Source organism: Ensifer sp. 1H6 (assembly GCF_001976035.1).
Classification (GTDB): Bacteria; Pseudomonadota; Alphaproteobacteria; order Rhizobiales; family Rhizobiaceae; genus Ensifer; species Ensifer canadensis.
The window spans coordinates 26,194-50,220 of sequence record NZ_MOAI01000019.1 but is presented as its reverse complement, the minus strand read 5'-3'; the positions used below and the strand labels follow the sequence as shown (position 1 = coordinate 50,220).

Annotated in this window: 24 protein-coding genes and 3 pseudogenes; 12 read left to right on the top strand and 15 right to left on the bottom strand. The window is 58.2% G+C overall.

Annotated elements, in window-relative coordinates; genetic code table 11:
- Positions 1-401 precede the first annotated feature (401 nt).
- The 4 genes from BKP54_RS21585 to BKP54_RS21570 are packed head-to-tail and all read right to left on the bottom strand — an operon-like array spanning position 402 to position 3,408.
- A complete protein-coding gene (locus BKP54_RS21585) occupies positions 402-965 on the bottom strand; it encodes a UPF0149 family protein (RefSeq protein WP_084814880.1) in 564 nt (187 codons plus the stop codon).
- Positions 962-2,536 (bottom strand): IS66 family transposase, encoded by a 1,575-nt coding sequence (locus BKP54_RS21580; protein ID WP_084814937.1) that lies wholly within the window; start codon positions 2,534-2,536, stop codon positions 962-964. Before BKP54_RS21580 ends, BKP54_RS21585 begins: the two co-directional genes overlap by 4 nt.
- 48 nt (positions 2,537-2,584) lie before the next feature.
- Positions 2,585-2,941 (bottom strand): IS66 family insertion sequence element accessory protein TnpB, encoded by a 357-nt coding sequence (tnpB, locus tag BKP54_RS21575; RefSeq protein WP_057220208.1) that lies wholly within the window; start codon positions 2,939-2,941, stop codon positions 2,585-2,587.
- Entirely contained in the window at positions 2,938-3,408 is a 471-nt protein-coding gene (locus BKP54_RS21570; RefSeq protein WP_084814879.1) for a transposase, read from the bottom strand. Before BKP54_RS21570 ends, tnpB begins: the two co-directional genes overlap by 4 nt.
- 274 nt (positions 3,409-3,682) lie before the next feature.
- Between BKP54_RS21570 and BKP54_RS21565 the strand changes: the two genes are divergently transcribed.
- The 7 genes from BKP54_RS21565 (at position 3,683) to BKP54_RS35270 (ending at position 8,196) form a co-directional block, all read left to right on the top strand.
- Complete coding sequence (locus tag BKP54_RS21565; RefSeq protein WP_084814878.1) at positions 3,683-3,988, top strand: HNH endonuclease signature motif containing protein; 306 nt, start codon at positions 3,683-3,685, stop codon at positions 3,986-3,988.
- Positions 3,989-4,127: 139 nt separating this feature from the next.
- Entirely contained in the window at positions 4,128-4,529 is a 402-nt protein-coding gene (locus BKP54_RS21560; protein ID WP_198956859.1) for a terminase small subunit, read from the top strand.
- Positions 4,530-4,660: 131 nt separating this feature from the next.
- Entirely contained in the window at positions 4,661-4,942 is a 282-nt protein-coding gene (locus BKP54_RS37345; protein WP_084814877.1) for a hypothetical protein, read from the top strand.
- A gap of 72 nt (positions 4,943-5,014) precedes the next feature.
- Complete coding sequence (locus BKP54_RS37340; protein WP_084814876.1) at positions 5,015-5,581, top strand: hypothetical protein; 567 nt, start codon at positions 5,015-5,017, stop codon at positions 5,579-5,581.
- A gap of 178 nt (positions 5,582-5,759) precedes the next feature.
- Positions 5,760-5,987, top strand: coding sequence for a hypothetical protein (locus BKP54_RS21545; protein ID WP_084814875.1), 228 nt, complete (start codon positions 5,760-5,762; stop codon positions 5,985-5,987).
- Positions 5,963-7,624 carry a hypothetical protein gene (locus BKP54_RS21540; RefSeq protein WP_084814874.1) on the top strand — a complete coding sequence of 554 codons (1,662 nt, stop codon included), beginning with the start codon at positions 5,963-5,965 and terminating at the stop codon, positions 7,622-7,624. Before BKP54_RS21545 ends, BKP54_RS21540 begins: the two co-directional genes overlap by 25 nt.
- A 377-nt stretch (positions 7,625-8,001) precedes the next feature.
- Complete coding sequence (locus BKP54_RS35270) at positions 8,002-8,196, top strand: hypothetical protein (protein WP_128090469.1); 195 nt, start codon at positions 8,002-8,004, stop codon at positions 8,194-8,196.
- Here BKP54_RS35270 and BKP54_RS21530 read toward each other — a convergent pair.
- Positions 8,189-8,941: a class I SAM-dependent methyltransferase gene (locus BKP54_RS21530; protein ID WP_245317877.1), complete on the bottom strand. Its 753-nt coding sequence runs from the start codon at positions 8,939-8,941 to the stop codon at positions 8,189-8,191. The two genes, BKP54_RS35270 and BKP54_RS21530, sit on opposite strands and share 8 nt — an antisense overlap.
- Before the next feature lie 1,026 nt (positions 8,942-9,967).
- On the opposite strand from BKP54_RS21530, the gene BKP54_RS21520 reads away from it, so the two are divergent.
- Complete coding sequence (locus BKP54_RS21520; RefSeq protein WP_245317876.1) at positions 9,968-10,537, top strand: dTDP-4-dehydrorhamnose 3,5-epimerase family protein; 570 nt, start codon at positions 9,968-9,970, stop codon at positions 10,535-10,537.
- On the top strand, positions 10,531-11,661 hold the full coding sequence (locus BKP54_RS21515) for a glycosyltransferase family 2 protein (protein WP_084814870.1): 1,131 nt from the start codon (positions 10,531-10,533) through the stop codon (positions 11,659-11,661). Before BKP54_RS21520 ends, BKP54_RS21515 begins: the two co-directional genes overlap by 7 nt.
- Before the next feature lie 194 nt (positions 11,662-11,855).
- On the opposite strand, the gene BKP54_RS21510 is transcribed toward BKP54_RS21515, so the two are convergent.
- From BKP54_RS21510 to BKP54_RS21495, 4 genes are all read right to left on the bottom strand, one after another.
- On the bottom strand, positions 11,856-12,131 hold the full coding sequence (locus BKP54_RS21510; RefSeq protein WP_084814869.1) for a type II toxin-antitoxin system RelE/ParE family toxin: 276 nt from the start codon (positions 12,129-12,131) through the stop codon (positions 11,856-11,858).
- Complete coding sequence (locus BKP54_RS21505; protein ID WP_084814868.1) at positions 12,131-12,391, bottom strand: ribbon-helix-helix domain-containing protein; 261 nt, start codon at positions 12,389-12,391, stop codon at positions 12,131-12,133. The genes BKP54_RS21510 and BKP54_RS21505 overlap by 1 nt, the downstream gene beginning before the upstream one ends.
- 624 nt (positions 12,392-13,015) lie before the next feature.
- The gene (locus tag BKP54_RS21500; protein WP_084814867.1) at positions 13,016-13,249 is read right to left on the bottom strand and encodes a hypothetical protein; all 234 of its coding nucleotides are present in this window, start codon (positions 13,247-13,249) and stop codon (positions 13,016-13,018) included.
- Between the two features lie 306 nt (positions 13,250-13,555).
- Positions 13,556-13,903, bottom strand: a complete 348-nt coding sequence (locus tag BKP54_RS21495) for an Imm8 family immunity protein (RefSeq protein WP_084814866.1) — start codon at positions 13,901-13,903, stop codon at positions 13,556-13,558.
- A 495-nt stretch (positions 13,904-14,398) separates the two neighbouring features.
- Between BKP54_RS21495 and BKP54_RS21490 the strand changes: the two are divergent.
- Both BKP54_RS21490 and BKP54_RS21485 read left to right on the top strand, forming a co-directional pair.
- Positions 14,399-14,985, top strand: a pseudogene (locus BKP54_RS21490) (phage portal protein); the annotation flags it as partial.
- A gap of 416 nt (positions 14,986-15,401) precedes the next feature.
- Positions 15,402-15,782, top strand: a pseudogene (locus BKP54_RS21485) (DUF2213 domain-containing protein); the annotation flags it as partial.
- Between the two features lie 121 nt (positions 15,783-15,903).
- Here the strand turns inward: BKP54_RS21485 and BKP54_RS21480 are convergent.
- From BKP54_RS21480 to BKP54_RS21465, 4 genes are all read right to left on the bottom strand, one after another.
- A complete protein-coding gene (locus BKP54_RS21480; RefSeq protein ID WP_057204556.1) occupies positions 15,904-16,929 on the bottom strand; it encodes an ABC transporter permease in 1,026 nt (341 codons plus the stop codon).
- 35 nt (positions 16,930-16,964) lie between these two features.
- The gene (locus BKP54_RS21475) at positions 16,965-18,506 is read right to left on the bottom strand and encodes a sugar ABC transporter ATP-binding protein (protein ID WP_084814864.1); all 1,542 of its coding nucleotides are present in this window, start codon (positions 18,504-18,506) and stop codon (positions 16,965-16,967) included.
- A gap of 163 nt (positions 18,507-18,669) precedes the next feature.
- Positions 18,670-19,599 (bottom strand): sugar ABC transporter substrate-binding protein, encoded by a 930-nt coding sequence (locus BKP54_RS21470; protein ID WP_053250057.1) that lies wholly within the window; start codon positions 19,597-19,599, stop codon positions 18,670-18,672.
- A 237-nt stretch (positions 19,600-19,836) separates the two neighbouring features.
- Positions 19,837-20,649, bottom strand: a complete 813-nt coding sequence (locus tag BKP54_RS21465) for a TIM barrel protein (protein WP_084814863.1) — start codon at positions 20,647-20,649, stop codon at positions 19,837-19,839.
- A 350-nt stretch (positions 20,650-20,999) separates the two neighbouring features.
- Here BKP54_RS21465 and BKP54_RS21460 point away from each other — a divergent pair, with 350 nt between their 5' ends.
- Positions 21,000-22,049, top strand: a complete 1,050-nt coding sequence (locus BKP54_RS21460; RefSeq protein ID WP_084814862.1) for a capsular biosynthesis protein — start codon at positions 21,000-21,002, stop codon at positions 22,047-22,049.
- 798 nt (positions 22,050-22,847) lie between these two features.
- Here the strand turns inward: BKP54_RS21460 and BKP54_RS36655 are convergent.
- Positions 22,848-22,948: pseudogene (locus BKP54_RS36655) on the bottom strand (IS1595 family transposase); the annotation flags it as partial.
- A gap of 5 nt (positions 22,949-22,953) precedes the next feature.
- Positions 22,954-23,985, bottom strand: coding sequence for a LacI family DNA-binding transcriptional regulator (locus BKP54_RS21445; RefSeq protein WP_084814859.1), 1,032 nt, complete (start codon positions 23,983-23,985; stop codon positions 22,954-22,956).
- Positions 23,986-24,027 lie beyond the last annotated feature (42 nt).

Here is a 24,027-nt window from a genome sequence, read left to right as displayed (position 1 = left end):
GACTCGCGAATTGTACCACGGCAACCAGAACCGGAGATGAACAGGCTATCGGCGCTTAAGCCACGGCTCTCGTGTGCGCCTGGCTCCCTTAAGTGGTTGAGCTCGGCGCTTTCCGTTTCATTACAGAGATGAAATTGGCACTCGGTCCTGAAACACGACGCAGAGCTGGCCCTTCGTCTGTTCTGGTAGCGCTTCGAGATCACGCAGGAGAGCGACGTATATGCCTTGGGCATAGCCAGGGATAAGTCCAGCCGCCGCGATGTTATTCTTTAGGTTTTGCATCGCGAGATAGGCTTGATAGGTACCGGGGGCAAATTTCCCGAAGCAAACCACGTTCATTGGTGAGCGCAACGAATGGCCCACGGCTTTTGTGATTGACGGAATAGGTTTCTGGTGCTCGGTCAGAACTTCTGCTTTGCCCGCTTCGGCATAAAGTAGGTTCGGATATTGACGAGTGCCTCGGCGACGTCAGCAGCATCTTGGCTGGTAGCTTTCCGTTTTGCCTCGCCGAGCTTGCGGATGGGTGCGATGATATCCCCAGTGACGGCATGACCTTGAAGGACGGGCCTCCAAAGCTTAGGCGCGTACCCTGTTGCCAGCAGAAAGCAGAGGTCCCAATCGAAGATATCAAAGGTCTGATCATCGATCCTGGTGAACCTTGGCCGGTGGTTTTTCGGTGTTTCGGAAAGGCTCGCCGAGATGCGGTTGTACTCTGCAACGATCGTCTGCACGGCTTGATGTTCGGTCGTTTCCATCGGCAGGTTCAGGGCATCCGGACCGGTCAATTCCGGGATCCATTGGCGTGGGTCGATGAACTTCGGACCGATGATGAGCGCCGTAAGGTAGCCATCGAGACCGCTCATTGACCAAATTGGCGATGCCGGACGACGTCCCCTGATAAAGGCTTCGAACGCCTCGTCGCCGAGCTTTGGTCGTTCCGTCGTCTGCTGACTGTTCAGTGTCATGCCGCCCGTCTCTCCTGCTGTGTCATCGCTTCACGCTCAGTCTTCCAGGTCCAAGGCAGGAGACTTTCCATCTCGTTGGCTTTCACTTTGCCGGAGATGATCCGCTCCAGCACATCGGCAAGCCAGACCTCGGGATCCACGCCGTTCAGTTTACAGGTGTTGACGAGGGATGCGATGACCGCGAAGGTCTTGCCGCCGCCGGGACTGCCTACGAACAGCGAGTTCTTTCTCGTCAGAGCCACCGACTTCATCGAACGCTCGACTACATTGGAGTCTACCTCGACGCGGCCATCATCGAGGAAGGCAGTCAGCCCGCCCCAGTGGTTGAGTGTGTAGGAGACCGCCTTGCCAAGCGCCGACTTCGCCGACACCTCGTTGCTCAATTCCGTGAGCTTGGCCTTCAGCACTTTCATGACGGGAGCGGTATCGCGACGCCTAACGATAAGCCGGGTATCGGCATTTTCCCCGCGCAAGTCCGCTTCGATGCGATAGATTTCGGCGATCCTGGCGAGGATCGACAAAGCCTCCGAAGAGCCGGTCAGTTTGACGACATCGACGAACTTGCGTCGTGCATGGGCAAGACAGAAGGCCAGTCGCATGGGGACGACATTGCTCTTTCCACGACGCTTGACCATGGTTTTATAGGCTTGGTACCCGTCTACCTGAAGCACGCCGGCAAACGACGACAGTTGCCCCTCGACCTCGCGAGCGCTACGGCTTTCGGCAAAAGTGTAGGCCACCGCCGGCGGCGCCGGACCATTCCATGGGCGATCGTCGACCGCTTGCGCCCATAACTGGCAGACCTTGGTTCGTTTGCGCCCCGGATCGAGCCGCGGAAGCGGCGTCTCATCACAGAACACCCTCGGCTGCGAGCGGATGAAGGCGGTGAGCGCATCGTAGAGAAGCTCGAGCCACCAGGCGACCCGCGTGACCCAGGCGCCGAGCGTGCCTCGATCAATGGTCACGCCGCAGGAGGCCATCATCTGCGCCTGGCGATGGAGCGGGAGATGCCAGGCGAACTTCGAAACCGCGATATGAGCTGCGAATGCCGTGGTCACCATGCCGCCATCCATCACGCGTGCTGGTGCGGGCGCTTGGACAATGGCATTCTCGCATGCCCGGCAGGCATAGCGTGGTCGGGTCGTCCGTTTCACCCGGACAACGGCAGGCACGATGTCGAGCGCCTCGCTGACGTCCGTTCCGATGCAATGAAGCTCGAACGAACAGCAGGGGCAGACCTTGCTCTCCGGCTCGATGAGCTCGTCATAACGCGGAAGGTGCTTGGGCAAGTGGCCGATATTGCGAGCTGGCGATCGCCGTGCCTGCGTTTTGTATTCACCGACCGGCGCGACATCGTCATTGGCAGCAACGGGAATGTCGCTCAGATCGCCAAGGTCAAGGATCGCCTGTGTCGGATCGATGGTCGTCATCTTCTCCGATTTCGTCCCAAAAAGCTGGCCCTCAAGGAAGGCCACGCGCGCCTTAAGGTCGGCATTCTCTTCGTTGAGCGAGAGAATGATCCGGGTCAATCGCGCAGCGTCCTGGGGCAAGGAATCGTGTCGAAGCGGCATGACGGATCCTACCACGAAGGCCGGAATCATCAAGCAAAACCAATAGGATCAACCTACTTTCAAGGGGCGTTTTACCGGGTTCTGCTTCACCCTTGTCCAGTCAATGCCGGCCAGCAGAAGCGAGAACTCTTCGCGCGTCATCTGCATGGCGCCACCGCGGATCGGCGGCCAAACAAACTTGCCCGCCTCAAGCCACTTCGTCGCCAGGATCATACCGGATCCGTCCCAATAAATGCAGCGAAGTCGATCGAGACGCTTGGCGCGGAACACGAACACGTCGCCGCAATACGGATCAGCCGCAAGCGCCGATGCCACCAATGCCACCAGGCCATTCATGCCGCGCCGGAAGTCGACAGGCTGCGTCGCAACCATGATCTTCACTCCACCAGGGGAAAGTCCGATCACCGGCGACCCCGCAACGCCGCCACGATCGCTTGCGCCAACTCGGGCGCCACCGTACCGATCACGGTCATGCGCGCGCCAGCAATCTCGATCTCAATCCGACCTGCGGCGAAGTGGGCGGCATCCGATTGAGAGCCCTGGTGGGCCGCTTGATCGCCGACCACCGTTACCGGCACGAACATCGCCTGCTGCGCGCAGACCTTGGCCGAGGGACGAGTGGTCAGCCCAGCATCCCGACGCCAAACATTCAGCAAGCCGCGATTGACGCCCCAGCGCCGAGCAACGGCCGAGATGTTCACATCAGGTTCCGCGCTTTCCGCAAGGATGCGCGCCTTCTCCTCGTCAGTCCAGTTCCGCCGCTGGCGACGACCGGTGATCACCTCGATCCGACGATATTTTCCCTCATGCCTGGCTTCATGCATGTCTTCATCCATGACTCCAAGCATGGCATCAGCGCGATCTCCAACCATCCCGTTCCGCTCCTATCGGTGAAGGAGCTTATCTCGCGGCCTCGATCACAAAAGGAAAGGTGGGCTGTTCGTAGCGCTCACGTTCATTGTATCTAGCGTAGCGGCCGCCGTCCTTGATCGAAGAGCTCGCGGGAGTGTTTTGTCACATATTCCTTACCGGCCGCTTCGTATGGATCGATTGATAGAAGCAGAAACCCTAGGATTATGGGCATGCGGTCTCCGTTGATAAAACCTGAAGTGAAGTATTGGGGTCATATCAACCAGAATTGGAAAAGTGGTTAGCGCGACGCGTGGTTCGGCTTGGCACCACCTGTACGACACCGCACTGTGGAAGCAGCTTCGCCGGCATCAACTGGCGCACGAGCCACTCTGCCGTTTCTGTTTGCTAGTCGAGAACGTGACCGAAGCCAGGGTCGTCGACCATGTCCGCGCGCACAAAGGCAGCATTGAGCTCTTCGGCGACCCCCACAATCTGCAGTCACTCTGCAAACAGTGCCATGACAGCCTTAAGCAACGCATCGATCTAGGCGCGAAAGTCGCGATCACAGGCGTCGATGGCTACCCCATCGAGATCGGGTAGGGGGCGATGACCGGTCTGGCCCGATCGTGCAGCCTACCGGTGGCCTCCAAGAGCGATAGCGCTAACACAGATTTTTCTATGAGGTGAACCATGGCCAAGCGAAAGGCGCGCATCGATAGCGCTGCCGAAGCTGCGCGTGATGGCCAAGGCGACCACTGAAATCGAACCGCCGGCGAACGTGCCGTTGGATGCTGAAGACCTGCCGTTCTTCCGGAATGTGATCGCTGAATATGCGCGGTCGGAGTGGTCTTCCCATCAACTGGAGCTCGCAGCGATGCTAGCCAGGACGATGGCGGATCTAACGCGCGAGCAGAAGTTGCTGCGCGACGAGGGCGGCGTCGCATATTCCGAAAAGGGTATGCCGGTCGCGAACCCTCGAAAATCAATTGTGCAGATGCACGCCAGTTCGATCTTGCCGTTTCGACGGTCTCTGTCGCTTCACGCATCTGCGACGAAGACGTCGCAAGGGCAGGCGGTGGCACAGAGAAGCGCTACGAGTGCAACGGCCGCGACACCCGAAAACGGCCCTAAATCCGGCTGAACGCGATGCTGACGGCTGTGACGGACATCTGGTGACGAGGGGTGACGGTGCCTGCATCCTGACCGTCGGCAAGTTTCGCGAGAGCCGGTGCGTCACACTGTCGGATCGGGGCCACAAACATTCAATACGACGTGCTCTTCGAGGATGAGTGCAATCGCCTCATTCCGAAGTTCACGTACCCCGCCACCGACTACACCACCTCTGACACAGACTACTTCGAGGATGTCGACGCGCAGCTTGAAGCTGGCCGCATTCTTGCGGAGGAAGCCGAATACCAGTGGGGGCAGGCACAACGGCTCGGCAAGCGCGACTGGCTGCGTCTTCGCCAGAAGGTTAAGGGCAGCATCGACGTGCGCCTTTCCGGAAACAACGCGGTCTATTCGCGCTGGGTCAGGCTCGATACGCCGCTGTGACTGTCGCGACTCAACGGCAACGTTATTGAAAATCGTCGATCGATCCTGGCGCTTACTTGTGGCGGGTTCTCGATGGATATCGTTCAGCATCCAGACAACATCGACGCGTGGAATCCCACCGTCGATGAAGGCGTACAGCCGCCTGTGCCGAACGAACCGGATCCCTCCGGCATCGTCACGCCAGTCATCAATCTGGTGCAGGCCAAGGCGAACGGCGGCTCCGTTTACATTCGCGTTGTGATCATCGAGCCGGGTGACGCAAGTTTGACGCCGGTTGTTCAATTTCGCGTCGCTGATATCGGGGCGGGTGTTCCTGGGGCATGGGTTCAACAGAGCTTCCCAGACGCCAATCCGGAGATCGGCTACATCAACCTGAACACCAACACTGTTCCGGTTAACCAGGCCCTCGAAGTGCAAGTCGCCTTCACGAGCCCTGGTGGAGCCTATTCGAACTGGTCAACGACGGAAGACGTTACCTCGACCGCTGATCCGACGCCTCCGGGCGCTGTGACTGGTGTGTCCGTAACGCCTGGCTCTGGCACAGCCACGTTCAACTGGACGGCTCCGAACAGTGCCAACTACGCCGGTGCGAAATTTATTCGAACACGGTCAATACCTTCGGCACTGCGACGTACCTAAGCCCGCCTGAGTATGGCGCTCCTAGTTCAATCGGCGGCGCCTCGCGCACGATATCGGCCGGCACGTGCTACCTCTGGATCGTATCAATCAACAGTTCCGGCATCGAGGGTACGCCCGCAGCGACGGGCAGTTTCATCAGCCCTGCCGTTCGGCGGGTTTTTCTTTTCAGGAGAGCCACGTGGCATTTTCCCCGAACGCACAGACCCTCTATGCGGATGGCCCCGCTGGGTCTCCTCTGCAGCCGGCAAAGTCTGAAATCCGCAAGCTGCTGAAGCAGTATGAGAATGTTATTGAAGCCTTCCTGTCTAACGGCGGGCTGATCTTTGCTTCCCTCTCGTCCTCTCGTCTCTCAATGCCGACCTTGCCCACGGCGCTAACAGCATGGCGTGGGTACTTGGCGATGTGACCGTCGCCAACAACGGCATCTACCGGAAGATCGGCACGAGCGGGGTGGGGAGTTGGCCTCGCGTTGCTGATCTGCCTTACTCGTTCATCATCGCCTCGAATGCGGGGGCAGGCGCGGCGGATGCGATTCAGGCAACGACTTCGGTGCCTGTCTCAAAATCGGCACTCATCTGGGCAAGCATCGCCGAAGCGAACACCGAATCTCCGGTCACAATCAGCTTCAATGGAGGGGCGCCGATGACGATAGAGACGAACAGCGGCAGTAATATCGCAGTTGGTGGCTTTGTTGCGGGGATGATCGTGATGGGCATCGTGTCTGGCACGATCTTCCGACTGATCAGTGATCAAACCAGCGAAGCGCTCCTCGCTCAGGTCGAAGCCGTGGTAGACGGTATCGAAGTTGGGGCGTTCGCCACGGCCGACCAAGGTGAAAAAGCAGACTGGCTGCCGCCGCCGCTCACTTCCTTGAAGGGTCAGGTTCTCGCCGTGAGGTCGGATGGTTCGGGTTACGAGCCTACCGGGACACCCACCGGCCAATTCTTTGCGGAGGATGGTGCTCGAATTGTCCGACAGGCAGAGCGTGTATTTATCGGTGACGCGGTCGAAAACCTGGGTACGAATACGGGTTCGCAACCCGATTGGCTTACCCAATATCTTCTTAGCAAGGGCCGCACGTTCGCCTTCCAGCAGGTCACCCAGCAGGCCGTGTTGACGACTGATGATGACTACTCTGCAAACGCCTTCCTCGCCGGCGGCCGGACCTCGACGCTGGGTATCCCTGGCAACGCCATTGGCGTCTTGGGTCTTGCAGTGAACGATAACACAACCTTGCAGACGGGCGCTTACGGTGGATACTTCGAAGGCTTCCAGAACACCGGAGCCCTCGGCCCCGCTTACGGCACGGAGGTCGACATCATCAATTTTGATGACCCGATCGCAATCGACCCCTTCACTCAGAACGCTAAGCAAACGATCGGCCAACAGATGGCCTCGGGTGCGGAGTTTGCCGGGGCGGAATCGGCGTCTGCCGCCTACAACATCCGAAACAACGGCGCGAACTTCCTGCGAGGCATTGTCGTGGGGAACGATGCGATTGCTGGCACCGATGGAACCACCGGCCGCGGCGCGTGGGCGCTGGTGGCAACCGGGCATACGGAGCAAACGTACTCCGCCTCTGGCCTGATGGCTTGGGAGCGAGGTGCAGAACCGGGTTTGAACGGTGACTATTTCATCGAGAGTCAAGGAACCGGCTCCGTTAAGGTAAAACGCCTCAAGGAAACTGATGGCAATGCCTGGGACAGTTATACGCCCTCCGCCACGCCAGCATCTGGGACTTTCACGACAGCGACGGCGACAGGTAGGTATCGCGTTCGCGGCAAGTCGGTCGAGTTCAGCGCCTCGCTTAGCATCACGACCAATGGAACGGCCGCGGGGGGCATCAACATCAGTCTGCCTTTCCAGGCCGCCGCAGGCGTGGGCTATGCACTAGCGGCGGATGAGCGCGCCGCATCCGGTGTGCTTTGCAGAGCCTCCGTCGCCGCAAGCGGATTGACGGCACAAGTCTTCCGCTACGACAACACCTACCCTGGTGGCAACGGCGCTGTCATCGTCATCTCAGGCGTTTACCAGCGGGTTTAGGGGTGCTTTCTCGAGATCGAAAGTGCAACCTCGTTCACGCCCACGCGTTTACCTCAAAATGGCGAAGCGAGGTGCCAAATGTCTATCCACATGAGAGATATCGGTGACGCGGTCTTCGGCTTGTTCCATTTGCATCATGCCGAAGACGAGCCCGAGCTAAATGACGATCAGCGTTTGCTCGTAGAGGCTTACCGATCCGGTCAGGTCCCGGAGGCCGCTTGGCAGGAGCACCTGCAGCACGACCCAGAGCTTGCAAGATACTGGCGGATGACGCCGCGGCCGTAAGCAGGGCTCTTGCCATCAAGTGGCCGATGGAATCAGATCGCTGATACAATGACCTTCTGCGGGCTGAAGCGGTTAAGCGGCGCCTACCGTTCGTGGACGTCAGCGAAAGCTTCATCGACCGACACTATAGCGAGATCTTCCGTCATCCTGATCCGCTGGATCATCACCTGGCGCCGGAAACCGCCGTCCCCGTTTGGGCCGAAGCGCTAAATCGAACGACGGCGGTAGCGCCCTTATTGATGGAGGCCGCACTGATGCGGCGCACCCTCAATCGGTTGTCTAAATAAGGCCGACAGTACGACCGCGCCGAGCCGTTGTATTGAAAATGGATTGGCTTGCCGGAACGGCTGATCTGCGGATCTTTATCATATGAGGGCTGACTTCAAAGTCCTGGATGAGCGGGCCAAGCGCCATCTCCTCCATGAGATCGACGACAAGGTTGGCTAGAGCATGGACGTTCTCCCACGGATGCCCTTGCTCTTGGTAGGGTTCTTGGAAGCTCCAGGCCCAATCTTCAATGATGTAGAGCCCGCCGGGCCGAACGCGAGGGAACGCGACCCTGAAGGTAGCTTTGGTCTGATCGTAGAAGTGCGATGCATCATCTACGACGAGATCGATTTCCCCACCAAGGAAGTCGTTGATGATCGTCTGCACCGCGGCTTCGTCATCCTGAGATGTGCCCCAGAAAACCTTCAACCTTTCGGCGTCGCGCGACGTGTAGGTTTCAAGAGCCTGAATTGGTATGTCACTTAGTTCGATGGCAGCCATTCTATCCGGCTGGAATAGTTGGTCGAGAAACACGAACGAACCACCTTGATAAACGCCAACCTCTAGGATTCGCCTAAAGTGTTCGTCCCTGTTTTCGAGGTACTTATCAAGGAATGAGCGAGACTTCATCATTGTAAAGTCAGATGATCCCGAGAGCCTTTTGCTCCCGCCCATTTCATAATCCATGGTGATCTTGTGGCCTCCCATCTCGAAAGTGGCCTGATCAACCCAGCGAAGTCGGTTTGAAGTTTCGGAATTATACACTTCTCGCGCCCCTCAATCTTAGTGTTCGGCGCGCAAAGCTAACTGTAAGTCGTATTCAGAGTCCATACACGAAGCGGGGCTATAGTTGAGATTGAAGTACGACGCTGACGGCGCACCGCGCGTCAGTCCTTCCAACCGCAAAAAACCAAAAGTTAAAGCACATGGCTCGGGAAACTCTTCCCGTCGCCCCTACGGCTCTTACATAGACCCGCCAACGCCACGGCAGTTCCAAATCTCGCCACCTTCATCCGGCGCCAGCGTGCGCCATCCCAATCATAGCCCGTCTGCCCGCTCCGACGGTTTCATGCCGTTGCGGTGATGATCGGCTATGCCCTTTAACAAAGAGGAAAAGCACCGTGGACAAGAACGTGTTCGCGGGCGCGGCTGTGCTAACGTGCGGCCATTCTCGTCGTGACAGTGCGAAGCAACCGATCCACATCCTGTTCAATCTCGTCGCAGATTGCCTCAAATTCGTGCTATCGACGCCGGATGATCGGCGTAGTCGGTCACGGAACATCGCCGCTTTCGCATATGCTCGGCACAGTTCTCGCAAAGCAGGGCTTCGGACCTCCGACAATTGCTGCCGGCGCTCTGGTATGATCTTCAATCGAGAGCGGCCGATTTTCTCAAGGTCCATATGCTATCTCCAGATCTGCCTTACGTTAGATGTTCGCAGCAGTCGATCGACATCTCTTTCGATTTCAGCGCAGACGGCGTTCAAACTGTCGAGATCGACGGGTTTATGACGGAGCGCAACGATCAAGTCATATCGGGCCATGGCGGCGAGTGCGTACTCTTCACATAACGCACGAAAGGCCGGGCTCCGTTGTGCTTCGATCATCGCTCGCGGCGCTGGGAGCCGTTTTTCAATTGGGATCTGCCGATCCTTTCAAGGTCCATACCAAAGCGACGTCGCGCTATCCCCGCCTGCGTGCTGCGCGCGAGCCTCCGCACGGTCGCTGAAACTCAGTGGCGCGTAAAAAACAATCATGTAATACAAGCCTCTCAAACGAGGGGGCAACATCAATGCGTGATGACGCAAACGCCAGCACTTCGGATCTGCTTCAGCAGACCTTGCAGGTGGCGGTCCAAGACCAGCGGACGGTGGACGAACAAAGGCGGAGCACCGCGCCCCTTTTGGATGGCATGTCGTTTCACGAGAGTGTCCGGCATGATGACGATCGAGGAAGCGTAACCGAGATTTTCGACCCTCGATGGGGGTGGCATCCCGATCCGATCGTCTTTTCCTACGTCTTCACGATCCGGCCTGGAATGGTGAAGGGGTGGGGATTGCACAAGCAACACGAGGACCGGTACTTCGTCTTGAGTGGCGAGTTGGAGCTCGTACTGTACGATCCGAGGCCAGAGTCAAGCACGTGCGGCAAAATCTGCAAGGTCTATCTGTCCGGTAGCCGGCCCCGGCTCGTCAACGTACCTAAGTTCGTTTGGCATGCTGACCGCAACATCGGATCGTCGGATGTCGTGGTCGTGAATTTTCCGACCATTCAATACGACCATTCGAAGCCTGATAAATACAGGCTTCCGCTGGATACTGACTTGATCCCGTATAGTTTCGGGAATGCCAAGGGATGGTAGACGGGCCGCTCGTTTCGATTCTGATGCCGACGCATAGCCGGGTAGATGTTATCGGTTTCGCGATCCAGTCGGTGCTGGCCCAGACGATGGGCGATTTCGAACTACTGGTGGTCGGTGACGGATGCGTGGCGGGCACCGCGGAAGTCGTCGCAGGATTCAACGATCCGCGCATCCGCTTCTTCGACCTACCGAAAGCACCACACTTTGGCTACGCGAATAGAAACGTAGCGCTCCGAGAGTCGCGCGGAAAATACATAGGATTCGCCGCTGACGACGACCTCCTGTTCCCGGATCATTTGGAGAAATTGTTGAGTGGTCTGGAAGCGGGCGGCGCGCTTGCCTACAGCCAGGCGCTTTGGGTGTCTACCGACGGTATCGCCGCACCATTCATGACGAACCTAACGGCCAGCGATGAGCTGGACACGTTTTTGGAACGCCGGAATAGCATACCCGCAAGTTGCTTTCTGTACCGCGCCGATTGTCTTCCGGCACGAGATGTTTGGCGTGAGGAAGTTGAGTCGGCTGCTGACTGGCTCCTCTGGCGCAGAATAATACAAGAAAACTCTAGTCGACCCATCTTCTATTGTCGCGCACCAACCGTCCTTCACTTCAGCGCAAAGCGAATGGCATCTAGGTATGCACTGATGCCGGAGTTCGCGACAGCGCTGCATATCGCCGATTACGCCTGCTGGTGGCCAAGGCCGCTGCGCGTTTCAATTCCTGACGGGAAAACTGAACAGAATATCTTTGCAGATCTCATGCTTGCGGATCCGATTGGTTGGAGCGCCACAATTCGTAGCTCGACGACCGACTTGATCTCGAGGCTCGCCTGGGAAGACATTCAAATGGTGCGGCCTGAATATGCGGAAATTGCGGGGCAATTATCAACCACACGCGGGGAACTTAAGGAGACGTGGGAGCTTGCTAACTCTTTGAAGCATGACATCTCGTTCCTGCAAGATAAGTCTCATGCCACCGAGCTCGCAAATCAGCAAACGAATGAGCTTCTTGCGGAGGCCAATGCCAGGGTTGAGGAACAGTCGCGCGATATTGATGCAATGCGGTCAACCCTGGCCTGGAAGGTCCATCAGTCGCTCCAGCGCGCGCTCTATCGCTTTCGTTGACGGGTCAAGATTGTTACATATCCGCGTTTCGACACATCATAGCGCATGGGATTGATCGGTTTTGCCGACCGCATCACCGGCCCCCCCATCTTCGATGTCATGAACGCCGGCTTAAGAGTGATTGCGAGCCGGGTCGGAATTTCTGTTCCATCTCGACGTCTACCGTGCAAGTGCGAAGTTGGGCTGGCCTTGGCTCAACGGTCCTCACGGGTATGCCATACGCGCAGAACATAGATGATCGACTGTTGAATCTCGTATCGGATCTCATAATGCCCAACGAGGATTCGGCGGACTTCGCGAGGCGCAAATTCGTCGAGCTTCTCGCAAAGTCGAGGCTGTTCAACTAGGCGAGTCGGTGCAGTCGTCAACGATTGAACCGTGCGTGCAGCGGCTCGCCGATTAACGGGAGCTAGAAATTCGAAAAGGCGCGCGAGATCACCAAGGGCCTTGCTTGTCCATTTAACCTGCATCAGAGCGGAACAGAGAGCGGCTTGTCGTTGTCCAGACTATCGGCCCAGGCTTGCACGGCCTGATGGTCAATAACTTGACCGGCGTCCACTTCCGCGAGCGCCTCAAGTGTGAGCAGGCGTCGTTCATCCTCTTGATCTACCCAGGCAGTGAGTGCCTGCTTGATGATCCAGCCGCGCGAACGTTCCAGCCGGATAGCCAACTGATCTACCCTCTCCGCAAGCGGCAGCGGAACATGCGCTGTCAGTACTTTGGTTTCCATCGAACGCTTCCTGTGTAATCGATCTTCATCATAGTGATTAGATTTGATTAAGTCGAGAGGCTGTGAGTGTCGAATGCACCAACCGACCTCGGACAACTAAATCCGGACAATCCATTGTGATGCACATATTTGGCAATTGCATTGTCGCTCACCTTTCATCAAAGGCCGAGAGCACAGTGCTTGCCGTCCTCCTGATCACGCCGGTAGCATCATAAATACAAAGACCAACGAGCATCGCCGCTGCCCACTACGAAATCTTCTTCAAGGAAGCAGACGAGAGGGGGGCGTTTGAACCATACGTGACGACGCGGGCTTCCCGACTTCGACAAACCAGTCCAACGAAGCCGCCATGCCTTCCTAGTCGTCAGAAACGCGGGCTCGGCGCATTCTTGAGACTGTTCCATCCTATCGCGACTTCATGCTACACGCGCTGACCTTCGAGGTTTTTCGCGATCGTCGGTTGGTAAGGGAAAAGGATGCTATCAGGGTTGGCATAAACTGGAGCGGTGAGCGTGTGACTGGCTTCGATGTCGCACCTGCTTACGTTCGCAGAAGGCTGACATCCGGCTCGTAGAGAAATGCACTCAAAATTCAGAGCGGCCGAAGCCGCCCTTTTTAGTTTCACTATCTCATCGTCTTTCCACCAGTCTGCGCGCCGCCCTTGGCCGAGCTCTTCTTGCCAGGGTCGGTGTTTACGTTCTTGGTTGATGCGGCAAGGCCGCGCGACGATCCGAAGGCCAATTCAATCTGACCGGCTGTTTTGACGGTGGACTGCTTTTCGGCTGGCATCGACGGCACAGCAGCAATGGCGGAAGTCGCAAACGCGAGCGACGCCAGGGCGGCAATAATGATCTTCATTGGTAGTCTCCTAGGTTCGAACCTCCCGCCAAGGAGTGCGGGAGACTTTGCCTAAGGCTATTGCCGAGCCGGCGACATACGGCAGGTGCCGTATTTCGACAGCGCGACAGCCCGCTAAGTCGAAGCATGGTTACCGAGAGCTTCAGTTCCAGCGCTGCTCCAACAGCGTCAAGCTGCCAACCGCCGGAGAGGTGGATGAATCCGGCAACAATTTCCGTAGGCAGGGCAAACTGTAAACCGTGTGGCTCATAACCACGAAGAACCGGGTTCGATTCCTGGGCATGTAACCGAATTTGCGGGGCCGCCTCAAGTGCGGTAGGCAAACTCCCAACGGCCGGCGCTATTTAGCTTTAACGCCAGCGCGTCCCATGTCTTCGCTTCTGTGTTCTCGCACAGGTTTCGAAGGTAGGCATCGAGTTCAGAACGATCGTACGACGGCATGATCAGCACGCCCTGTGCGGAAGAGATAGTGGCCGCATACTTCTTCAAGAAACGGGCCGGCGAGCAAACGACTGCTGTAAAAGCATCCGCTCCGCTCTCGCTGCCTGCATAAAAATCGACGCTGAACTCGAAGTCCCTAGGATTTTGAGGCCGCCAGCCTTCAGCTTGCTTGTCGTGATCCAGAATCCGGTGGCCGTAATAACGGGCCTTCATGGAGTGTGCTCGATTCGAGGGCGATATGTGTAAGCTCTACCCGATTGAAGGGTTCAACGGGAGCCCGGAGGCGATCGATAGAAGCGGTCCTAAATTCAGATTGCCCGGTAGTGCTGCTGGAAAATGCAGATAGACCCAGACTGGGCAAGCGCGACCACCCAATGACCGCCGTCTGTGCGGCAGGGTGGTCGCCTTCAGATCCAACCCCATCCCCGGAAGGGCTCAATGGACACGCCGGTGAGCCTGGCCACTGCCGTGGAAACGGTGAAATAGGTCCAGGCCCCGCATCCCCAGAAGCCGTTCGCCGGATAGTCCACGTAACCGGAAGGAAGGATCGCGGATAAGCCACCCGCAGCCCGAGACACCAGAGCACCCAAGCCCGCAGTAAGCCCTCGGGGCGAAACGAGAGGCGGAGGTCTGCAAGCCTTGTGGCGTGCACTTGGCGTTGTACCATCCACACATATCCATTTTGGCTTGGCCTCCATCCCTCGAACCTCGCGACTATCACAACGTGCAGAGTTAGTCGCCACTGCCCGTCGAGTTCGAGCAGAAGACGGCCGGTTTTGGCACTCTGCCGGAAGTGCGCTGTCGTTCCTGCAGATCGTTTCGGACGCAGCCGACATTCCGGCGACCCGACTTCTCGGCCAGTCACCGGCCGGCATGAACGCCACTGGCGAAAGTGACCTGCGCAACTACTACGACCGCCTGCAGGCCATGCAGGAAGTCGAGATGACCCCGGCCGTGATGCGACTCGACGAGTGCATCATCCGCAGCGGTGCCGGCTCACGTGACGCCGACATCTATTATGAGTGGGCGCCCCCTGGGGCATGTCCGAGAAGGAGAAGGCCGACGTCTTCAAAACGAGAGCCGACGCTGCGCGCCAGTTGGTGGGTACTTCGCCGGGTCAGGAAATTATTCCTCGCGAAGCTGTGTACGACGCTCTGGTCAACGCGCCCGTCGAGGATGGATCGTTGCCTGGGCTCGATGCGGCGATCGAGGAATATGGCAAGCTGAGCGAGCAGGAGCCCTCCGAAGACGAGCATGCGGCCGCGGCAGCCGCACAGTCAAGTCAGGAGCGATGAACCCGAGCGGCTCATCAAGAGGCCGAGAATATCACCATAAAAAGTGCGGCCCAGAGTAAGGCCGACAACTCGGCCGCCAACAGAAACCCAAATGTGGTGTCGCTCATGCAATCCTCCGTAGGCAACCTCCATTGCCGGGAGGAACTATAGGGGAGGGACGACGATCCTGCTACTCATTAAAACGCAAGCAGCGAGTAAATCAGAACGCCGACAGAACCCCAGAAGCCAACCATTACCAGCGCCATCGCGGCAACCAGAACCTTTGTCACTACAAAACTCCACGACTGTTGTACGGGTCCAAAACCTAGCCCAGCGCTGAAATTTTTGTATCGGACCATGGTCTGATCTCGCTGCTTTCGTTGACGGTGTGTCGAACCGCCATCGCCGCAGGTGGCTTTTCTTTTGAGGCACTCGTCATGAAATTCACAGACACTGCACCGATCGCGGGAACGCGATGGACCGCCGACGGCTACCTTGTTGCTGAGCTTCGCGCCGCGCGCACTGGCATCCAGGATTACGCCGGCCATGAGGTTGGCAAGCCTGAAATACCGGTCGTGAAGGTCTACCGCCCGGCTGATCAGGTTTTCGCATGCGACGGCCTTGGCTCCTATTATGCCCACAAGCCGGTGACGAACGATCATCCGGACGAGGCCGTCAGCGCTGCCAACTGGAAAGACTTGGCTGTCGGCCAGATCGGCGACGAGGCCGCCCGCGACGGCGCGTTCGTCCGAATACCGCTGTTCGTGATGGATGCCGCGGCAATCAAGGCCGTCGACGAGGGAAAGCGCCCAATGAGCGATTGCCGGTGTCCCGGTCCGGCGCACAGTTTGCGCTCAGCTGCTTGAATAAAAGAAGCCGGGATGATTTTCATCACCCCGGCCAGTTGGCTCACTGGGAGAACAGGTCTTCTTTGGAGGATCAGGCCTTCTTGCGGTTCTTCTGTCGATAGACGTCGATGACGACGGCGGCGACGATAATCAGGCCCTTGACGATTTCCTGATAGTAAGCGTCGACCCTGAGGAAGGTGAAGCCGGAGGTCATGACGCCGAGAATGATGGTGCCGATCACTGTACCGGTGATGCGTCCGACGCCACCGGTCAGCGACGTGCCGCCGATGACGGTCGCGGCGATCGCGTCGAGTTCGTACATCACTCCCATACCGGCCTGCGCCGTCTGAGCGCGGGCTGCAGTGACGACGCCAGCAAGGCCTGCCAGCATGCCGGCAATGGCATAGACCTTGATCAGATGCGCCTCGACATTGATACCCGAGACGCGGGCTGCCTGAACATTGGCGCCGATCGCGTAGGTGAACTTGCCGTAGCGGGTGTAGCGAAGGGCAATGTGGAAGATGATCGCAACGACCAAGAAGACGATGACGGGCCAGATGCCGGTGCCGATGAAATTGAACTGCTCGGTGAGGCCCGAAACCGGCTGACCCTTCGTGTACCACTTGGAGATGCCGCGTGCCGAGACCATCATGCCGAGCGTGGCGATGAAGGGCGGGATCTTCGTTCTGGCGATCAACTGACCGTTGATGACACCAGCGAGCAGGCCGACGCCGATGCCGAGCCCGATCGGAACGATGGCCGGCAGGTCTGTCAGCGACGGATAGAGCGCACGCGGCCAAGTGGAGGCCTGCGCCACACTTGCCGAGAACATCGCGGTCATGCCGACAACGGAGCCGGAGGACAGATCAATGCCGCCGGTGATGATCACCTGGGTCACGCCGACGGCGATGATGCCGATAACGGCAACCTGCAGGATCATGATCGTCAGGCGCTGTGGGTTCATGAGGAAGCTCTGCCCGACGAAGATCCAGCCAAGGATTTCGTAGACAAGCGCGATGCCGATCAGCACCAGGAAGATGCTGAATTCGGGCGGCATCCGACGCTTCGCACCCGGAAGGGCCGAGCCGGTGCCTTGTGCTGCGACATTGGTTTCCATTGTTCGTTCCTCCCTGTGGTCCGTTCGGTTCGCGCTCAGCTGGCGGCGAGTTCCATGACCTTGATCTGGGTTGCTTCGGCTCGGTCGAGGATGCCGGTGACGCGACCTTCATGCATGACCATGATGCGATCGCTCATGCCCAGCACCTCCGGCATTTCCGAAGAAATCATGATGACGGCAACGCCGTTGCGGGCGAGCTCGGTGACGAGGCGATGGATCTCTGCCTTGGCCCCGACGTCGATGCCGCGCGTCGGCTCGTCGAGGATCAGGATGCGCGGGTTGGTCAGCAGCCAACGGCCGATCAGCACCTTTTGCTGATTGCCGCCGGACAGGTTCTCGATCCGCTCCTGCAGATTGGGCGTCTTGACCCGAAGCTTGCGGCTCATCTCCTCGCAAGCCGCGGTGATGTCCTTTTCCGAGACAAAGCCGGCCTTGACGAAACGGTCCTGCAGTACGGCGATCTGCATGTTTTCAAGCACGTCAAGGATCAGCAGACAGCCGGTGTCCTTGCGATCTTCCGTCAGGAATGCCATCCGGTTGCGGATGGCGGTGTTGGGGCTATCGATCGAAACGGTCTTGCCGTCGATGGCGATCGTGCCGGAGCTTGCCGGGGTGACGCCAAAGAGCGTCTCGGCGACATTCGAGCGGCCGGAGCCGACCAGCCCGGCGATCCCCAGGATTTCGCCGGCACGCACGTCGAAAGAGACGTCGTGGAACACGCCGTCAAGCGTCAGATTGTTGACCGAAAGCATGACGTCGCCGATCGGCACCTCTTCCTTCGGGAACATCTGGGTGATTTCGCGACCGACCATCATGCGAATGATGTCATCGCGGGTGACTTCGCTTGAAGCATGCGTGCCGATATATTTGCCGTCACGGAAGACCGAGAACTCGTCGGCAATCTCAAAGAGCTCGTTCATCTTGTGGGTGATGTAGACGATGCCGATGCCCTGCGAACGCAGATCGCGGATGATCTCGAACAGGTGCGCGACCTCACGCTCCGTCAAGGCCGATGTCGGCTCATCCATGATGAGCACGTCGGATTCGTAGGAGACCGCCTTGGCGATCTCGACCATCTGGCGGTTGGCAACCGAGAGGTGGCGGACCTCGATTTCAGGGTCGAGCTTGATCTTCAGGCGATCGAACAGCCGGGCGGTAATGCGGCGCATCTCGCCATGATCGACAAAGCCGAAGCGGTTTTTCGGTTCGCGCCGGATCCAGATGTTTTCGGCGACGGTCATGAACGGCATCAGGTTCAGTTCCTGATGGATCATGGCGATACCGTTTTCGAGCGCGTCGAGCGGCGACTTCAGCCGGATGTCGGCGCCCTTCAACCGCACCTCACCCTTATCGGGCGTATAGATCCCGGCCAGGATCTTCATCAACGTCGATTTGCCGGCGCCATTCTCGCCCATCAGCGCATGGACGGTGCCGCGCCTCAGACGGAAGGACACGTCGTCGAGCGCGACGACGCCCGGAAATTCCTTGCGAATGCCTTCAACGTTGAGAAGGTATTCGGCGTTGGGTACGGCGCCGCTGGCGCGCACGGCGGCCATCGTTGTCGGACTGAGCGTCATTGTCATTGCCTCCCCGTCAATTCCGGCTTTCGCGGAAAAGTCCTCGCAGCTGGTGGGTCAACCAGCCATTCTCCTCGCAGGCGCCAATCTACAGGATCAGCGCACCTGCTGCGGGACTGTTTTGGTTGGGAGCGCGAGATATCCCGCGCTCCCAATGCAAGCATCAGTTCTTCGCCTGATAGCTGGCCATGTTTTCCTTCGTGACAAGTTCGAAGGGGATGTAGACCTTCTTCTCGACCGGTTCGCCCTTGGCGAGTTTGAGGGCTGCATCGACAGAGCCCTTGCCCTGGCCGGCGGCGTTCTGGAACACTGTCACGTCGAGGTCACCGGCGGCCAGGGCTGCAAGCGCATCCTGTGTCGCATCGATGCCGCCGATGACGACGCTGTCCATCGGACGGCCAGCAGCCTTCAGCGCCTGGATCGCGCCGATCGCCATTTCGTCGTTGTTGGAGATCACGGCGTCAAACTCAAGGCCGGCAGAAAGCCAGTTGGTGAGCAGGTCCGAGCCTTGTGTGCGCGACCAGTTGGCGGTCTGTTCCTCGACAATCTCGATACCCTTGCAGGCTTCGGTCGCGAGCACGTCATGGATGTCCTTGGTACGCATGCGGGCAGCCTGGTTGGAAAGCTCCCCCATCATGACGACGGCCTTGCCCTTGCCGCCGAGCATCTTGCAGATTTCCTGGGTCTGCAGCGTGCCGGATTCCTGTTCGTTGGAAGCGACGAAGGCCTGCTTTTCCGGCAGGGTGTCGACGTTGACAGGCTCGCGGTTGACGTAGACGAGCGGAATGCCCGCGTCAGCGGCGATCTTCGACATCGCGGCCGTTGCGTCGGTATCAACAGGGTTGACGATGATGGCGGTGACGCCGGCTGCGATGAAGTTCTGGATCTGGCTTTGCTGCTTCGAAACGTCGTTCTGTGCGTCTTCGATCTGCAGGTCGACGCCGTCGAGCGTCTTGGCGTAGTCGGACATGCCGTTGCGCAGGACCGTCAGGAAGTTGTCGTCGAACTGCGCCATGGAAACGCCGATGGTTTCGGCGTGCGCTGCCGTCGACATCATCACCGCCATGGCTGTACCCAGCAGGAATTTCTTCATTGTCTTTCTCCTCCACATTTGGTGCCCGGCCACACCTTCTCCAGCCGGGAACGCTGACCATATCTGGTCGCGCCCATCTCTGATCGGAAGCGGTACTCCCGCTGCGCCCCAATCAAAACGGAATAAAAGAACCAGTGATTTGCAATGACGGAATATGTATTCCATTTTATGCGGACGCCGTCAAGGGTGTCTTTCGACGCCTCGCTTCGTTTTCCGGTGCTCGGTCGGCTTTGCCGGTCAGATATTGGCTTCGATGTAAGCCGTGCTGGTTTTGAGGGCGGCGGCCGGATCGGCGACACCATGGACTTCATCGGCGAAAGGTTCGAACGAGAAGGGGCCGGAATAACCTGCAGCCTTCAGGCGGCGGATCTGCCCGATATTGTCGAGGGTGTCGTTTTCGTCGACCAGAACACGATGCGAGTCGCGCAGATCCGCGATCGCAAGGTCGCTGTCAGTGACCCCCGATATATGAACGAGGCCGGTCATCTCGGGATGGATTGCTTGCTCGCCGGCGAGATGGTGGTGGAAGGTGTCGTGCACAACGCGGAACGTAGCCTCGCCGCCGATTGACCTTATGCCGTCAACAGCCTCCGTCTTGGAGCGAAGCGAGCAGATCTCGAAGCCTAGTGGCTCGACAAGGCCGATGATGCCAGCCGCATCGAGCATCGGCTTCAGCCCCGTAAGGGCTTCCTTTAGGTTGGCCTGACGCTCACCATCGGCCTGGCCGCTGCCATCATTGACGGGAACAAGAACGAGCGCTTTTGCCCCGCAGTCCCTCGCGTAGGAAATCAGGTGCGCGGCCTCGGCGGCACGGGTCCCGTTCCATTCATTGAACCGCTGCAGGGCGTTGATGGAGATGATTGTCAGCCCATGTTCTGCTGCCAGCGACGCAACGTCTTTTGCGGGCGTGCCATCCAGAATGGCATTGCCGGTCAGGTCGTTGCGGATCTCGACGGCAGTCATGCCGAGCGATCGCGCAAGAGCAAAGAAAGCGTCGAGCGGCAGGCCGGGGGTTGTCATGTGATTAAGCGCGAAGGGTAGGGTGGTCATAGGAATGTCTCCTCCAGATGTGGTTCGTCGGTAGCTATAAATGGAACGTTCATTCCATTTATAGCTACCCGTGCAAATCACCAATGGCTAGGAGGTTGTTGACGAGTGTCCGGTCAAAGCACTTGCATTGTTGCAAGATTGTCTTTTCCAGATGATGGAATCCAATCAGATTCCAGGTGGCCTCAGTGCAGATCTACCGTCCGCGTGCTACTGCCCTTGAGCTCTTGCTCGGTTGGCTTGGATCGAGAAAGCTGTCTTCAACCGCCCGACGTATCGCAAGTTCGGTTTGCATTTGCCTTTGCAAGGTGATTTCTGGCGAAGCGCGCCGTGATGGCTGGCAGAGTGAGAATATGGACGTGCTCGACAATCCCGCACCAACCGCGACGCAAGTCCAACCCTGGCACCCGAAATGGGGGGCAAGGCTCGGGGCGACTTATTTCGTGCACAAGGCGTTCCCTTGGTTGGGTCACTATTTCGGCGATGCACCGCTTCGCTCGACGCTTGCTCCTCGACTCGATGGTATCGTTTCCTGGGGCGGCCGGCTGCCGGCACAGACAGCGATGCGAATTGCGCGATTGCGTCACCTTCCGCATTGGCATCTCGAGGATGGTTTCCTTCGCTCCGTCGGTCTCGGCAAGGATGGAAGTATTCCGATTTCGATTGTCGTCGATGATAAAGCGCTGCCGGTCGACGCCGGTCGCATCTCTCGATTGGAATTGCTGATCCGCGATGCGGCTGGCGGCTTGGCGCATGATGTTGGTGCCCCGATCCGCGAAGCCCTGGTGGCGCACAAGCTGTCGAAATACAACAACCTCCCTCACAGCGAACCTCGTCTCGAGCCCTCGACACGGCGCCGGATCCTGCTGGTCGATCAGGTGTTTGGGGATGTTTCCGTTGAAAAGGCCCTAGGCTCGCCTTCATCCTTTGACCGCATGTTGGATGATGCGCTTGCAAGCGGCGCGCAGATTGTCGTTCGCACGCATCCAGACGTCATTGCCGGTCATCGCAAGGGCTATATGACCGAACGCGCATCGAAGTTACCAGGCGTAACGCTGATGGCCGACAAGGTGTCTGCTGCGGCCATTCTCGCTGTCGTCGATGAAGTATGGACCGTCTCCAGCCAAATGGGTTTCGACGCCCTTTTGCGTGGCCTTCCCGTTCGTTGTTATGCGACCCCATTTTATGCGGGCTGGGGGCTGACAGTCGATCACGGGGAAGATCGTGCTCAATTGGCCCATGCGAGACGGACAATTGCACATCCCACCCTCGATCAGCTTACTTTCGCAGCGTTCGGCCTCTACCCTGTCTATCGTCATCCAAAGACATGGGAGATGTTGGAGCCCCTCCAGGCAATCGATTATCTGGTCGAAGAAATCGCCACAACTGGACGGAATGCCTGATTTTTTTGATCGCCTCGATTTCTTAATCAGCGAGTCCACGGTTCGAGTCCGTGATTACGCGCCATTCCAATTTTTCTGCTCTGTTAAAAGTTGCCAGTTTCCAATTCACGTTGCGTTCTTGTTCTTGAAAAGTAGCCGGTTCAATAGCGCTCCAACGAGCCTCCGTCAGCTTCATGTCGCCCTTCGCCAGTGCCGCAGCGCGACCACTCGCGCTGATGTAAGAGCAGCCTTCAGTTGGATTGCAGATGACGCGGTAAGAGACTGTCGTCCATGATGGTCACTTCATTTTCTCGGCAAAAAGCGATGCGGGGAAAGTTGCAATAGACCCTCGGGGAAAGTGTCAATAGGAAGCAGGGGAAAGTGTAAATAAGTCTTGGGGAAGTGACGAAGCCAAAATCGGTCACCGCAGGTTGTGCTGTTTCCCGACCGTCATTTCCGCAGTGCACACCTGGTCTACGATACGTTTCGCCGCGCCCCGCCAGTAGCAGCAGAGCTTCTCTGGCACCGTGCGGGTGGGTAACGGTGCGCGGTACGTCGGCCAGCGTAAACCCATGTGGCGGGTGTTCTCCTTCCAGGCGACCATGATGCCACAGTCCAGGTACTTCACCGAGAAGCGGTGGTGCGTCCACGTTGATGCGCTAGGCTGTGCTTCACGCGCCGAAGGATCGCCAGCCCAACCCGATCGTCGTAGGAGCCGTGTTCGTCAGCCGTCAGCACCGACTTCGGCGCCCAGGCAGTCTTCGGGCTCTCGTCGGAGACGACACGGGTGATCGTGCGGTTCGGCGCATCGGGATTGTGTTCGCGCAGGGAAAGCACCGCTTGCCGTTCTGGTTCTCCTTGCGGCGGCGGTCGATGCGGTCCAATTTCTTGTACTCCGGTTTGATGTGGCCACCGACATACTTCGTCAGATGTTCTCCGGCGTAATAAGATCGAAAGGCAGGAAGGTCTGGCCTGGCGCGCCCGTCGGGCCTTTGCCGATTGCCTGCACCATAAGATTGATTGTTTCCCGTGCAAGGGCGCCCGTCGGCGTCGATATCGCCAGGGTCACGACATCGTCGGCGAGTGCCGAGCGCGATTCCGGGGTCAATTCGTTGACAACGGCGATCAGTTGGCCTTCGAGTTTCTCCTCGCGGATCGCTGAGATTGCTCCTTCCATACCGCCGCCGCAGACATAGAAGCCGGTCAGATCCGGGTGGCGTTGCAAGAGGTTGAGCGTCGCTTCGTGGGTAATCTCGGCTGTGTCGAGATTGACCATGGTGTCGAGCACCTCGAAATCAGGCGCGTGCTCGCGAAAATAGGAGCGGAAACCGATCTCGCGCAGCTCATGGCCAAGAAAGCGATGGCTGCCGACGAACGCTGCGACCTTGGCCGGTTTCTTCGCAGCCTTGGCAATCATCCAGGCCGCTGTCCTGCCGACCTTGTGATTGTTCAATCCGATGTAACCTTCGCGGATGCCGGCTGCAAAGTCGGAAAGCAGGGAGAAAACCGGGATCCCGCGTTCCTTCAGTTCTTCGACCACCGCGGTCACTGCCGGATAGTCCGGCGCTACGAGCGCAATCGCCTGATTGCGGGCAGCCATTGCCTTCAGCTTCTCGGTGATCCCCGTCGGCGTGGAGTTGGCGACGAATTCGATCTGGGGCAGGACGCGGACATTTGACATCGCCAGTGCCGCATTCTCGATCTCTTTGGCCACAGTTTGGTAGAAGGATTGTTGCGGCTTTTGCAGGAGAAAGCCGAGGCGGTATTGCGGAAGGTCCTCGAAGACCCGCTGACGAAGCAAGCCGACCGCGTGGTAGCCAATGGACTTAGCCGCATCATAGACCCGTCGCGCCGTCTCTTCGCGCACCGGATGTCGGCCGTTGAGTACGCGGTCCACGGTGGCAACGCTGACGCCCGCGGCGCCGGCAAGATCGGCAATGGTCGGTCTGTTGCTCATCGACTGCCCCTGAAATTATTCCATCATTCATGAAATGCAAGA

Excerpts from the sequence above, each read along its gene's own strand:
- BKP54_RS21585 (WP_084814880.1), bottom strand. The coding sequence starts at position 965 with ATGACACTGAACAGTCAGCAGACGACGGAACGACCAAAGCTCGGCGAC.
- BKP54_RS21580 (WP_084814937.1), bottom strand. The coding sequence starts at position 2,536 with ATGCCGCTTCGACACGATTCCTTGCCCCAGGACGCTGCGCGATTGACC.
- BKP54_RS21570 (WP_084814879.1), bottom strand. The coding sequence starts at position 3,408 with ATGGTTGGAGATCGCGCTGATGCCATGCTTGGAGTCATGGATGAAGAC.
- BKP54_RS21560 (WP_198956859.1), top strand. The coding sequence starts at position 4,128 with ATGGCCAAGGCGACCACTGAAATCGAACCGCCGGCGAACGTGCCGTTG.
- BKP54_RS37340 (WP_084814876.1), top strand. The coding sequence starts at position 5,015 with ATGGATATCGTTCAGCATCCAGACAACATCGACGCGTGGAATCCCACC.
- BKP54_RS21540 (WP_084814874.1), top strand. The coding sequence starts at position 5,963 with ATGGCGTGGGTACTTGGCGATGTGACCGTCGCCAACAACGGCATCTAC.
- BKP54_RS21520 (WP_245317876.1), top strand. The coding sequence starts at position 9,968 with ATGCGTGATGACGCAAACGCCAGCACTTCGGATCTGCTTCAGCAGACC.
- BKP54_RS21515 (WP_084814870.1), top strand. The coding sequence starts at position 10,531 with ATGGTAGACGGGCCGCTCGTTTCGATTCTGATGCCGACGCATAGCCGG.
- BKP54_RS21510 (WP_084814869.1), bottom strand. The coding sequence starts at position 12,131 with ATGCAGGTTAAATGGACAAGCAAGGCCCTTGGTGATCTCGCGCGCCTT.
- BKP54_RS21505 (WP_084814868.1), bottom strand. The coding sequence starts at position 12,391 with ATGGAAACCAAAGTACTGACAGCGCATGTTCCGCTGCCGCTTGCGGAG.
- BKP54_RS21500 (WP_084814867.1), bottom strand. The coding sequence starts at position 13,249 with ATGAAGATCATTATTGCCGCCCTGGCGTCGCTCGCGTTTGCGACTTCC.
- BKP54_RS21495 (WP_084814866.1), bottom strand. The coding sequence starts at position 13,903 with ATGAAGGCCCGTTATTACGGCCACCGGATTCTGGATCACGACAAGCAA.
- BKP54_RS21480 (WP_057204556.1), bottom strand. The coding sequence starts at position 16,929 with ATGGAAACCAATGTCGCAGCACAAGGCACCGGCTCGGCCCTTCCGGGT.
- BKP54_RS21475 (WP_084814864.1), bottom strand. The coding sequence starts at position 18,506 with ATGACGCTCAGTCCGACAACGATGGCCGCCGTGCGCGCCAGCGGCGCC.
- BKP54_RS21470 (WP_053250057.1), bottom strand. The coding sequence starts at position 19,599 with ATGAAGAAATTCCTGCTGGGTACAGCCATGGCGGTGATGATGTCGACG.
- BKP54_RS21465 (WP_084814863.1), bottom strand. The coding sequence starts at position 20,649 with ATGACCACCCTACCCTTCGCGCTTAATCACATGACAACCCCCGGCCTG.
- BKP54_RS21460 (WP_084814862.1), top strand. The coding sequence starts at position 21,000 with ATGGACGTGCTCGACAATCCCGCACCAACCGCGACGCAAGTCCAACCC.
- BKP54_RS21445 (WP_084814859.1), bottom strand. The coding sequence starts at position 23,985 with ATGAGCAACAGACCGACCATTGCCGATCTTGCCGGCGCCGCGGGCGTC.